The organism is Klebsiella sp. 54 (assembly GCF_018223875.1).
Classification (GTDB): domain Bacteria; phylum Pseudomonadota; class Gammaproteobacteria; order Enterobacterales; family Enterobacteriaceae; genus Klebsiella; species Klebsiella quasipneumoniae.
Window position 1 is genome coordinate 451888 of the sequence record NZ_JAGRRA010000010.1, and the last position, 12607, is coordinate 464494.

Below are 12607 nucleotides of genomic sequence, written 5' to 3' on the forward strand. Positions count from 1 at the left end.
AAGCAGAGGAAAGTATGACACGCTTTGCAAAAAATATTATTTGTAGTATGTCTTTGGCAGCTTCAGACTTCATCAGTTTTGTTTTTTCACTTTATCTTTCATTGGCCATACTTTCTGTTACTCTGATGGATTTTGAAAATAGAGTACCTGAAAATCAGATTGAAAGTTGGGCGACATTGCATTGGTTATTGGGATTATGTTGCGTAGCCTGGTATGGTATACGCCTCCGTCATTATTTCTACAGAAAAACCTTTTGGTATGAATTAAAAGAAATTTTGCGAACATTAGTAATTTTTGCTGTTATTGAAATGGCCGTAATGGCTTTTGCTAAATGGTATTTTTCACGATATGTGTGGTTATTAACGTGGGTTTTAGCTGCTACGTTTGTGCCATTGGCTCGCGTCGGAACAAAATGGATTTTGAACAAATGTGGTTATTGGTTACGTGATACATGGATTATCGGAAGTGGTAAAAATGCTAAGGATGCATTTATCGCAATAAACAGCGAACATAATTTAGGTCTTCGGGTAGTTGGTTTTGTTTTTGTAGAATCGGATGATGAGAACAATGAAGGAATTGAAGGCATACAAATCAGTGAAGTAGAAAAAGATTGGTTAGATAAGATGGACAAGCGAACCCAGTTTATTGTTGCAGTAGAATCTCATCAGAGTGATGCAAGGAACTTTTGGTTAAGAGAGTTTATGATAAAAGGGTATCGCTATGTTTCAGTTATACCTACGCTTAGAGGGGTTCCATTAGACAGTACTGATCTTTCTTTTATTTTTAGTCATGAAGTAATGATATTTCGAGTGCAGCAAAATTTAGCAAAATGGTCTTCAAGATTAATAAAACGCACTTTTGATATATTTGCATCATTAACAATTATAATTATTCTATCGCCTTTGCTTTTTTATATAAGTAGAAAAGTTAAAGAAGATGGTGGTCCAGCAATATATGGACATGAAAGGATTGGGAAAAATGGAGTTGCGTTTAAATGTCTAAAATTTCGCTCGATGGTTATAAACTCCAAAGAAGTTCTCGATAAATTATTAGAGTCTGATGAGTTAGCAAGAAATGAATGGAATGAAACTTTTAAATTAAAAAATGATCCACGAGTAACTAAAATTGGTAATTTTCTACGAAGAACAAGCTTGGATGAATTACCGCAGTTATTTAATGTTTTGAAGGGCGAAATGAGTTTAGTAGGTCCTCGTCCAATAATAAAAGCAGAATTGTCAAGATATAATGATGAGGTAGGCTATTACTTACTTAGCAAACCAGGTATGACTGGACTGTGGCAGGTAAGTGGGCGCAGTGATGTGGATTATGATACACGTGTATATCTGGATGCTTGGTATGTAAAGAACTGGTCTATGTGGAACGATATTGCAATACTATTTAAAACAATAAATGTTGTCCTGAAAAAAGATGGTGCCTATTAAATGATGAATAAGGACAGTGAAATGGATAAAGTGATTTTCGACTCGCGCTGGTTTGGCCAACATGGGATTGGCAGATTTGCTCAAGAAATTTTCAAAGCCAACGATAATTTTGTAAGAATAAATCTTAAAGGAAATCCTGCTGGGAAATTTGACTGTTTCAAATTAACATTATATTTGTTATTTAATAAGGAAGCTTATTTCACTCCTGGATATAATTCACCTCTTTTTTTTCTGTCAAGAACTTATATAACGGTACATGATTTAAATCATATTGATATTGCGGGTAACTCATCGCAACTGAAAAGGCTATATTATAATTTTATATTGAAAAGGGCATGTAGAAAAGCTAAATCAGTAATCACAGTATCTGAGTTTACAAAAAAAAGAATTGTTGAGTGGTCAGGAAGAAATGCAAATGATGTAATTGTAGTCAATAATGGTGTTTCGGAAGCATTTAATATTAATGCCACCCCTTATAAAAACGAAAGGCCATATATTTTCATGGTTGGTAATCGAAAACCTCATAAAAATGAAATTAATGGAATCGATGCATTTTTACGTGCTGATATAGATAAGAAAGTGCAACTAATTCTTACGGGAGAAAGTACTCAAGCGATTTCAGACCTTCTTATAAAAAATAATGCCTTGGAACGGGTTAAATTCGTTGGTAAAGTTTCAGAAGAGACACTGGCTTCACTATATAAAGGAGCGATTTTTTTGTTTTTTCCTTCGTTATATGAAGGGTTTGGTTTGCCAATAATTGAAAGTATGGCTTGTGGGACACCTGTTTTGACATCAAATATTACATCGCTTCCAGAAGTAGCGGGTGAAGCAGCATGTTATATTGACCCAACCAGTTTGGACTCAATGAAATCTGGAATAGAAGCTTTAGTAGATAATAAACAGTTGCAAGATGAATTGAAAAAAAAAGGATTGTTACAGATCAGGAAGTATACATGGGATGGCGCGGTTAACAGAATAAATAACATTTTTAGGTGACATTATGAAGTCGAATGGTTTAAATGTATTCTTTTTCACTTTTTTAGTGACGGCAGCAATCAATTGCTATGCAGATGATTTTTTGCTAGGAGTAAATGCTCATATTCTCCATGACTCTGAAGAGAATATAACTAAAACGATTAATATGTCCGTTGACGTTGGTATTCGATCATTAAGATTAGATATGCCTTGGTCGGAGGTTGAGCAAAAAAAAGGACAGTACCAAATCCCTGCAAAATGGGACTATGCAGTTGACGAAATGATTAAAAATGATATGAAACCACTTGTAATTTTGGAATATGGCAATAAAAATTATAATAATGGTGATAAACCGACAGATAACGAGTCTAGAATTGCATTCAGTAATTATGTGAATTTTTTGACAGCTCATTTTAAAAATAAAGTAAATTACTATGAAGTTTGGAATGAATGGGATTCATCCTTAGGTGGTACGTCACCAGGTAATAATGCTGATTATCAGAAATTAGTAAGAAGTGTTTATCCAATAATTAAGAAAAACAATCCCAACTCAACTGTTATTACTTCTGCCTTCTCATCGGCTGCCTTCGATAAGCATTTGGGTATCGGTAATGATGACTCAATGAGAACATATCTTGATTCAGGCATTGAAGATTATACGGACGCTTTTGCAATACACCCTTATACAACCTATAAGCCAAAACCCCATAATAAATACGAAACATATGTAAATGATCTAAAATATTCGGTAAGTTTGGTTACTCAAAACAAAAAACTTAATGGTAAACCATTATATATTACGGAGATTGGATGGAGTACAGTGGCAGGAGAGAAAGATGGCGTTACCCCTCAAGTACAATGCCAAAACATCATACAAGCAATAAGAGATGCAAAAGCTCACGGCATCAAAGCATTATATATTTATGATTTTAAAGATGACGGGATAGTTAGGTCAACTGGAGTCCATTTCGGATTATTAAACTATGATTGGTCACCAAAGCAGTCCTACTTGTGTCTCAAAAAGGAATTTGAAGTTAATCGTAATGAGCTGAAGTGATTTAATACACGGAGCTTAACGCTTTATTAACTCATTATTGCATAGGCGTAAGTCATGTATTTTATAATTACATCGTTTATATTGATGGTTTTCTCTTTTATATCCAAAAAGAAATTGTTTTATGTGTCATTCCCCTTTGTCGCCTTATTCTTTTCTATGACGTTTGGTTATGGTTATGATTGGATAAATTATAATGATTTTTACTATGACAGTATATATACAACAACTTTGCCCTTCGAACCTGGTTTGTTTTATTTAATGAAGTTGTTCGTTTCATTTGACTTTCCTTTCAAGTACCTTGTTTTTATTATTTATCTGTTCATATATTATTGTTGTTATTCGTTTTGTAAAAAAATGAATAATCCAATGATTGCCTTTTATTGTATGTTTTCACTTTTAGGTTTTTATATGTTTTCAGAGCAATTTCGCCAAGGAATTGCTCTGGGAATTATTCTACTAGGCTTATCAAGAACAAACAAAGAATACCCTTGGAAAATCCTGCCTTATATAATTGTGGCATCATTTTTCCATGTGTCAGCTTTAACTGCACTACTTTATAATCTTATCTTTATTGATAATGAGAGACGATTAAAACTAAATGTCATATTCATTACTCTATTTATAGCATCACTTTTAATTGTACTATCTTCTCCTGGTATTATTAGCTTTATACCATATATAGGTGATAAAGTTTCAGACTATAGTAGTTTACTCGGCAATAATGGATTTTCATTTCTTCTATATATGCTTCAACAGAAACAAAGTTATGTATTCTTGGCGCTATTGATCATAAGTATTATTATATTTAAGCAGCAAAAAAGCAAAAAGATACTCTGGGCTGTACTTTCAACTTATTTTTTGTTGTTAACTAAAATGGCTCAGTTTTTAGTAAGATTTGGTTACTATTTTGTTCCATTCATCGTTATGGGACTTGATAATTATTTTGAGTCCAAGAGCAAGAAAGGATATCTGTATGCTTATAAGACTATTTTTTTGTTAATTATTTTCATAATGTCAACCATTCCTTTCTTTATAAGTAGCTACATGAAAATATCTACTTCACCGGCTACTATATTTGATAGTAAATCTGAAATTGAGAATAAAATAAGCATTCGATGTGAAATGGTACAATTAACGGGAGTTGGTGATGGCGTAATCAAGAGATGCTATTGATTATTTCTTATCAGTAGCTCATATGTGTACGACCAGAAAAACCTTCAATTAAACAGATGCTTATACATGACATTGCCTATTACAATTAAGCTGATTATTGTTTACTATTAATATGTGAAATAAATTATGAAAAAAATTGATATCGGAATTGTCGCTGATTGGTTTATTACATATGCTGGTTCAGAAAAAGTTGTTGCAGAGTTTATAAAAGTTTTCCCTGAGGCAGATTTATACTCTGTGGTGGATTTTCTTTCCGATGAGCATAGACAGCAATTTAATAATAAAACTATTACGACGACATTTATTCAGAAACTACCTAAAGCAAAGAAAAAATATCAAACATATCTTCCATTTATGCCATTAGCTATTGAGCAACTTGATGTTTCGAAACATGATATAATTCTTTCAAGTAGTCATGCTGTAGCAAAAGGAGTTTTGACTGGGCCTGATCAATTGCATATTAGTTATGTTCATTCCCCGATACGATATGCATGGGATCTACAACATCAGTACCTAAGAGAAGCAGGTTTAAGTTCAGGAGCAAAGGCGTTACTCGCAAAATGGATCTTACATAAACTTAGAATTTGGGATGTAAGAACTGTTAATAGCGTAGATCATTTTATTGCTAATTCAAAATTTATTGCTCGAAGGATAAATAAAGTTTATGGACGAAAAGCTGATGTTATTTATCCACCGGTAGATATTAATAAATTTGAATTATATGATAATAAAGATGATTATTATTTAACGGCATCTAGGCTTGTGCCTTATAAAAGAATGGATTTAATAGTTGAAGCTTTCAGTCACATGCCTGATAAAAAATTAATAGTAATAGGTGATGGGCCTGAGATGGCAAAAATAAAATCCAAAGCAACACCAAATATACATATACTTGGCTACCAATCTAATAAAACCCTTGTTGAGCATATGAGTAAAGCGAAAGCGTTTGTTTTTGCTGCAGAGGAGGATTTTGGTATTACTCCTGTTGAAGCACAAGCCTGTGGTACTCCGGTTATTGCCTTTGGAAAAGGGGGGGTATTAGAGACTATTCGTCCATACGGTGTGCAGAATCCAACGGGGCTTTTCTTTGATAACCAAAAGGTTGCAGATATTATAAATGCAATACAAGAATTTGAAAAAATATCCCATAAAATTTTACCTATTGACTGTCGATCTAATGCAATAAGATTTTCTAATGAGCGTTTTCAGGCAGAGATAAATGATTATATTAATAAAAAATGGGATGGTTTTAATGAAGCAAAAAGAATTGAATATTAATTTTTAAATCAATTCTTGTAAACATCATCGGTTCGATGCTTACTTTTGATTGTTCCATTCAGTCATTTTTTCATATTTGCAGGAGTGATAATGATAATCATACATGAGTATGGAGAACCTTCGCACTATATTGGTGCTACAAAGGTTGCTGAATTATATAACACTCGTTTGAGTTATTATGAATTTTCAACGCTAAAGTTGATTTTTTCTGGGGTCAAGAAAAGAAATCAAAAATTCATTTTAAAAGCTATTAGGGATTTTTTTTTACTATTTTCCTTTTTCTTGTTCCCTAGACTTCTTAAAGGCGAAACCGTAATTATAGGTATTGCCCCTATTGACTATAGGGTGTTTTTTTTTAATCGAATACTTAAATATTCTCATGTGATTTACCATACATCATGGACCAAATGGGATGGTTCAAAATACCCTAAACAGTATAGCTTTAATAAAAAGCTAATTCTTAAATGGTGGTCTTTCTTTCTAAAGCATAGAGTTAATTCATTTGCTGTAGTAACGGAGACAGTAAAACAACAATTGGTTGATAATTTTAATATAGATAAATCTAAGATTGTAGTAGTTTACCATAGTTATGAACCCTCGACTTTTAATGTCAAAACCAAAAATAAAAATGACAAGTTAAAAGCTATTTTTGTCGGTAGATTAGTAAAAGAAAAGGGCGTTGATGATTTACTAGCTATTGCAAAAATAAACTCTGAAGTCGAATTTATTATTGTAGGCGAAGGGCCTCTGAGCGAACATGTAAAAATTGAGGCTAGAGAAATTAGCAATGTTAATGTATATAATTTTATTAAAGATAAAAATAAGCTTGCTGATCTTTACCGTGAATCAACTTTTATATTGTTACCATCTAAGAGGACTCCTTTTTGGGAAGAGTTATTTGGGATGGTATTGATAGAAGCGATGGCATGTGGTTGCATACCATTATGTACAGATCATAATGGGCCAAGTATTATTCTCGGTCATAGTACTTTAAAGATTAATGTTTTTTCTGAAGATGAATATATACAAAGCGTAAATGCTTCCTTTAAAAAGTATCAGAACCAGCCACATTTGCTGGTTGAAGATAGGATTAATGCAATCGCTATAGCTCAAAAATATAGTAAAGAGTCAATTGCCGATTTTTGGGCAGCGGTAATAAAACTCGCTAAGGAATAAAAATGGTTTATATAGTTGTTCTGAATTGGAATGGTCTTCTTGATACTTTGTCCTGTCTAAATTCTCTTTTAGAACTTCAAGAGGAGAAATTTAAGGTAGTAATTTGCGATAATGGTTCTTCTGATGGTTCAGTATTAAAAATAATGAATTGGCATAATGAATTAAAGGAAGGTTTAAAGGAGCATTTTCCAATCAATAAAATAGATTTACCTGTTAACTTTAGTTCTATTAAAACAACGAATAACAGTGGAATTTATTTGATTAATATTGGTAAAAACTTAGGGTATGCAGGTGGTAATAATGTTGGAATCAATTTTGCTCTTTCTCAAAATGACATGAGTTATGTATGGTTGCTTAACAATGATACAGAAGTTGATCCTCATAGTTTGTTAAAAATGAAAGAGGCGTTTTCTAAAGATAAAAAAATCGGTATATGTGGTTCCAGGTTGGTATATTTCTCTGAGAGGGATAAATTGCAAGGGTTAGGAGGAGTCTTTAATCCTCTTTTTTGTTCTTCATATCATTATAAAGCAAACGAGAACGCTACCATAGAGTTTGATGATGAGGTGATATCAAACTCCATAGATTATGTAATAGGGGCGTCAATGCTTATTAGTGCTGAAGCATTAAATGATATTGGAGTTTTGTGTGAAGATTATTTCCTTTACTATGAAGAAATTGACTATTGTTTACGTGCGAAAAATCTGGGATATCGTATTTACTGTGCTACCGAAAGCATAGTTTATCATAAGGAAGGGGCCTCGACTCAAAAAGGTATTCTTTCTGATTATTTTTGGGTTCGAAATCGTATTCTGATTGCTAAAAAATACTATCCTGCATCTATTCTTCCTGTATATTTGTCGCTATTTGTTACTTTTTTTAACAGAATTAGACGTATGGAATTGTCAAAGGCCAAAAATGTTTTGAAAATTATTTTTGGTAGTCGTGACTTATATAACTTAAAATAACATTCGCTATTAACTGAGATGATTTTCAGTCCATACTAGGTGTAACAAACATGTACAATACTTATAGAACGTTAGTTGTTGTTATTTTATATAATAAAAAAATTGTAGATTCTCTGACAATAGATTCTATAAATGATTCCTCTCTTGAAAACGCAACGTTATTTGTAGTCAATAATGGCCCTAGTATCGTAACATTGAATGATGAGTGTGCACCTTTTCTAAGTCGTCCTAATAACGATGTTAAACTTTTTAATTATACTGAAAATAGACCATTAAGTGTTATCTATAATGAATGTCTTTCAGTTAGTGATTACGATAAATATGTATTCTTTGATGATGATAGTAGTTTCGAACGTGACTATTTTGATGAGCCTCAAAACTTTGCAATGATTGATGAAAAAGTTGATTTGTTGCTCCCCCAGATAATTGATAAAACAACTGGTGGAGTTACATATCCTAGAGGTGTTAAGTTGGGGGATTATGAGGCAGGATTTATTTTTCCGCAAGATAATTACTTTTACTCTATCGGTTCAGGATTAATAATATACAAGTCATTGATAGATAAGTTTAATAAGTATAATTTGAGTTTGTTTGATGAGCGATTTGCCTTATACGGTGTTGATCTTAGTTTGTTTCGTAGGATTGAGAGGTTGAAGAAACAAAATGTAGTTATCAAGGCTATGGTGACTGGAAAAATATTCCATTTGCTATCGTCCACGTCGGAAAAGATGACGGAGTGGCGTTATCGTGAAAGGCTGTATGATAAAGTTCTCTCTATAAAATATTATTCAAAAAATCACTTTCGATTAATTGCTGGTTTGGCAAAGGCCATCTTAATTGAAATTTATAATGTAAATTTTAAAAATGTCTATCATATATTCTCTGTCTTTATAAGGGGTAAGCATCCTAGAACTTAAAGTTTGCTTTGATAATTTATTCTCTTTTTTGATGGAATACTTAAATGTCACTTTTAAATAATGCTAAGTGGAATTTTTTTTCACAAGCATTTAAGATTTTAGCTCAGCTAATTAATGTCGTTTATTTGGCGAAAATAATTCCTCCAGCTGAGTATGGTATTATGGCGATGGCAATGGTAGTGATTAATCTAGGTACTCTATTACGGGACTTGGGAACTTCCGCTGCAATAATACAGAGAAAAGAGTTAACCTCAAATTTGGTTAACACCGTTTTTTGGCTTAATGTAATAATGGGTGTCGGATTATGTATTATAGTTCTTGGTTCATCATCATTTATTGCGAGTTTATATCACCAAGATAAACTATTTTATGTACTGGTAATTCTAAGCGTGGTTTTTCCTTTATCAAGTTGCGCAGCGGCTCATCTTGCACTTCTGGAAAGGGAGTCTCAATTCAAGAAAATCTCCATTATAGAAGTATCATCATCTACAGTTTCTGTGATCGTCGCTATTGTATTGGCGAATCTTGGATTTGGTGTATATAGTTTAGTTTTTCAGGCAATTGTACTAAATTTAATGTCTGCAATTCAGTTTTGGGTTGCATCATCTTGGCGTCCATCGTTTAAAACCATCATAAATGGTGATGAATTAAAGAAAATATTTTCATTCAGCGCTAATTTATCTTTGTTCAATTTTATAAACTATTTTTCCAGAAATACAGATAGCTTCATGATTGGTAAATTCATGAATGCCACAATTCTTGGTAGTTATAATTTAGCCTACAGGATAATGCTTTTCCCACTTCAAAGTTTAACATTTGTTGCTGCACGCTCTTTATATCCTATTCTTAGTAAATCACAAGACGACAACCTTCAGATTTCTAAAATTTACATAAATTGCGTTTTCTTTATTTTATTGATAACTGCGCCGCTCATGAGTGGGTTGGCATTTTATAGTAAACCTTTTGTAAGTATTGTTTTTGGTGAGCAATGGCATATTACAGGTGATATTCTTAAATGGCTGGCACCCACTGCGATTATACAATCTGTTCTCAGTACTTCAGGATCTGTTTTCATGGCAAAAGGTCGAACTGATGTATTATTAAAGCTTGGCATTATAGGTGCTTTTTTACAAGTTTCATCTTTTTTGATCGGTGTTCATTATGATATCAGTACTTTTGCTATGTGTTATATGATTGCAAACATACTAAATTTCTTTCCTGTTATGTATCTTTTAATGAAGATTATTAATGATACACTTTTTTCTTTGGTTAAAGCAATATTCCCTATTTTCATTGCTGTCGCAGTAATGATTTTTTTATTGTCAATGGTCCATTCGCATTATCCCTTGGGAAATATTGATAGTGCTTTCTTGCTTATAATGTTTTCCTTACTTGGGGCGGTGTTTTATTTTTTTGCAATCCTTACTTTCTCCGCGTATTTTAGAGGGATGTTCTTAGCTCGTATGAAACGGAAAACTGTGTAATTTGATAAGATTTTACATTGCATGCATTGCATGCATTATTTTTCTATAGCAAAGAGTCTTACGCTTTGCGACAAAACCATAGTAAGGTAACATAAACGTTACACCATATACGTTTTTGCTGTGATCAGACCTGACAGGAGTATGTAATGTCCAAGCAACAAATCGGTGTTGTCGGTATGGCCGTGATGGGGCGTAACCTCGCGCTGAACATCGAAAGCCGTGGTTACACCGTATCCGTTTTCAACCGCTCCCGTGAAAAGACCGAAGAAGTGATTGCCGAAAATCCAGGCAAGAAGCTGGTCCCTTACTATACAGTACAAGAGTTTGTTGAATCCCTCGAGACACCACGCCGTATCCTGTTGATGGTGAAGGCCGGGGCTGGCACCGACAGCGCCATCGATTCCCTGAAGCCTTACCTCGACAAAGGCGACATCATCATTGATGGCGGCAACACCTTCTTCCAGGACACCATCCGTCGTAACCGTGAGCTGTCTGCCGAAGGTTTTAACTTTATCGGTACCGGTGTTTCCGGTGGTGAAGAGGGGGCTCTGAAAGGGCCTTCCATCATGCCTGGTGGGCAGAAAGAAGCCTATGAGCTGGTTGCTCCGATTCTGAAGCAGATTGCTGCAGTTGCTGAAGATGGTGAGCCATGTGTGACCTATATCGGTGCTGACGGTGCTGGCCATTATGTGAAGATGGTTCATAACGGCATCGAGTATGGAGACATGCAGCTGATTGCTGAAGCTTATGCGCTGTTGAAAGGCGGTCTGGCACTTTCCAACGAAGAGCTGGCGCAAACCTTCACTGAATGGAACGAAGGCGAGCTAAGCAGCTACCTGATCGATATTACCAAAGATATCTTCACCAAGAAGGATGAAGAGGGTAAATACCTTGTTGATGTTATTCTTGATGAAGCAGCAAACAAAGGTACCGGCAAGTGGACCAGCCAGAGCTCACTGGATCTTGGCGAACCTCTGTCTCTGATCACCGAGTCCGTGTTTGCTCGCTATATTTCTTCGCTGAAAGACCAGCGTGTAGCCGCATCGAAAGTGCTGAGTGGTCCGCAGGCTCAACCGGCCGGTGATAAAGCGGAATTTATCGAAAAAGTGCGTCGCGCGTTGTACCTCGGTAAAATCGTTTCCTATGCTCAGGGCTTCTCCCAGCTGCGTGCTGCTTCTGATGAATACAACTGGGATCTGAACTATGGCGAGATCGCTAAGATTTTCCGCGCGGGCTGCATCATTCGTGCACAGTTCCTGCAGAAGATCACCGATGCTTATACGCAAAACGCTGGCATTGCTAACCTCCTGCTGGCGCCGTACTTCAAACAGATCGCTGATGACTATCAGCAAGCGCTACGTGATGTCGTGGCTTATGCCGTGCAGAATGGTATTCCGGTACCGACGTTCTCTGCCGCAATTGCCTACTACGACAGCTACCGTTCCGCAGTTCTGCCAGCTAACCTGATTCAAGCTCAGCGTGATTACTTTGGTGCGCACACCTATAAGCGTACTGATAAAGAAGGTGTATTCCACACAGAATGGTTGGAATAAATTTCTTCACACAGTCAGGCCATTTGGCCTGACTGTTTTTAAATTTATATTTAATGTTGCAACCTGACCTTAAGCATTTCCTTTCTAAAAATATTTCTAATATCTAATTTTTAACCTTTTTAAGAATTTGCCATATTTATTATCTTGTACGCCTATATTAATCTGCTTCTGGCCTCAGTAAATTACTGGGTGTTAAATAACAGGGTTTTAATTAAAGGAAATTAATATGTTACTTCCTGTGATAATGGCTGGCGGTACCGGCAGTCGTCTCTGGCCGATGTCTCGCGAGCTTTACCCGAAACAGTTCCTCCGCCTGTTCGGGCAGAACTCCATGCTGCAGGAAACCATCACCCGACTCTCGGGCCTTGAAATCCATGAACCGATGGTCATCTGTAACGAAGAGCACCGCTTCCTGGTGGCCGAACAGCTGCGCCAGCTCAACAAGCTGTCGAACAATATTATTCTTGAGCCGGTCGGGCGCAACACCGCCCCGGCCATCGCCCTGGCGGCCCTTCAGGCCACCCGTCACGGCGATGACCCGCTGATGCTGGTCCTCGCCGCCGACCATATCATCAATAACC

The 12607-nt window shown here is 35.4% G+C and carries 11 protein-coding genes; all 11 read left to right on the top strand.

Features of this window, described 5'->3' with window-relative positions; translation table 11 throughout:
* Positions 1-14 precede the first annotated feature (14 nt).
* Positions 15-1442 (top strand): undecaprenyl-phosphate galactose phosphotransferase WbaP, encoded by a 1428-nt coding sequence (wbaP, locus tag KHQ24_RS20545; protein ID WP_032425761.1) that lies wholly within the window; start codon positions 15-17, stop codon positions 1440-1442.
* A 21-nt stretch (positions 1443-1463) separates the two neighbouring features.
* On the top strand, positions 1464-2441 hold the full coding sequence (locus KHQ24_RS20550) for a glycosyltransferase family 4 protein (RefSeq protein ID WP_064160975.1): 978 nt from the start codon (positions 1464-1466) through the stop codon (positions 2439-2441).
* A gap of 4 nt (positions 2442-2445) precedes the next feature.
* Positions 2446-3477 (top strand): cellulase family glycosylhydrolase, encoded by a 1032-nt coding sequence (locus tag KHQ24_RS20555; protein WP_192137353.1) that lies wholly within the window; start codon positions 2446-2448, stop codon positions 3475-3477.
* Positions 3478-3561: 84 nt separating this feature from the next.
* Positions 3562-4650, top strand: coding sequence for an EpsG family protein (locus KHQ24_RS20560; protein WP_225373812.1), 1089 nt, complete (start codon positions 3562-3564; stop codon positions 4648-4650).
* A gap of 126 nt (positions 4651-4776) precedes the next feature.
* Positions 4777-5928: a glycosyltransferase family 4 protein gene (locus tag KHQ24_RS20565; RefSeq protein ID WP_061883681.1), complete on the top strand. Its 1152-nt coding sequence runs from the start codon at positions 4777-4779 to the stop codon at positions 5926-5928.
* A gap of 90 nt (positions 5929-6018) precedes the next feature.
* Positions 6019-7104, top strand: a complete 1086-nt coding sequence (locus tag KHQ24_RS20570) for a glycosyltransferase family 4 protein (RefSeq protein ID WP_004201527.1) — start codon at positions 6019-6021, stop codon at positions 7102-7104.
* A gap of 2 nt (positions 7105-7106) precedes the next feature.
* Positions 7107-8072, top strand: a complete 966-nt coding sequence (locus tag KHQ24_RS20575; RefSeq protein WP_004201526.1) for a glycosyltransferase family 2 protein — start codon at positions 7107-7109, stop codon at positions 8070-8072.
* A gap of 50 nt (positions 8073-8122) precedes the next feature.
* A complete protein-coding gene (locus KHQ24_RS20580) occupies positions 8123-8989 on the top strand; it encodes a glycosyltransferase family 2 protein (protein WP_110028626.1) in 867 nt (288 codons plus the stop codon).
* 44 nt (positions 8990-9033) lie between these two features.
* Positions 9034-10473, top strand: coding sequence for a lipopolysaccharide biosynthesis protein (locus KHQ24_RS20585; protein WP_032425759.1), 1440 nt, complete (start codon positions 9034-9036; stop codon positions 10471-10473).
* Between the two features lie 146 nt (positions 10474-10619).
* Positions 10620-12026 carry an NADP-dependent phosphogluconate dehydrogenase gene (gene gndA, locus KHQ24_RS20590; RefSeq protein WP_004201522.1) on the top strand — a complete coding sequence of 469 codons (1407 nt, stop codon included), beginning with the start codon at positions 10620-10622 and terminating at the stop codon, positions 12024-12026.
* 226 nt (positions 12027-12252) lie between these two features.
* On the top strand, positions 12253-12607 hold a 355-nt coding region (locus KHQ24_RS20595; protein WP_211777441.1), incomplete at its 3' end, for a sugar phosphate nucleotidyltransferase.

Bases quoted from the DNA above. Each gene is read 5' to 3' on its own strand.
- wbaP (WP_032425761.1), top strand. From the start codon at position 15: ATGACACGCTTTGCAAAAAATATTATTTGTAGTATGTCTTTGGCAGCT.
- KHQ24_RS20550 (WP_064160975.1), top strand. From the start codon at position 1,464: ATGGATAAAGTGATTTTCGACTCGCGCTGGTTTGGCCAACATGGGATT.
- KHQ24_RS20555 (WP_192137353.1), top strand. From the start codon at position 2,446: ATGAAGTCGAATGGTTTAAATGTATTCTTTTTCACTTTTTTAGTGACG.
- KHQ24_RS20560 (WP_225373812.1), top strand. From the start codon at position 3,562: ATGGTTTTCTCTTTTATATCCAAAAAGAAATTGTTTTATGTGTCATTC.
- KHQ24_RS20565 (WP_061883681.1), top strand. From the start codon at position 4,777: ATGAAAAAAATTGATATCGGAATTGTCGCTGATTGGTTTATTACATAT.
- KHQ24_RS20570 (WP_004201527.1), top strand. From the start codon at position 6,019: ATGATAATCATACATGAGTATGGAGAACCTTCGCACTATATTGGTGCT.
- KHQ24_RS20575 (WP_004201526.1), top strand. From the start codon at position 7,107: ATGGTTTATATAGTTGTTCTGAATTGGAATGGTCTTCTTGATACTTTG.
- KHQ24_RS20580 (WP_110028626.1), top strand. From the start codon at position 8,123: ATGTACAATACTTATAGAACGTTAGTTGTTGTTATTTTATATAATAAA.
- KHQ24_RS20585 (WP_032425759.1), top strand. From the start codon at position 9,034: ATGTCACTTTTAAATAATGCTAAGTGGAATTTTTTTTCACAAGCATTT.
- gndA (WP_004201522.1), top strand. From the start codon at position 10,620: ATGTCCAAGCAACAAATCGGTGTTGTCGGTATGGCCGTGATGGGGCGT.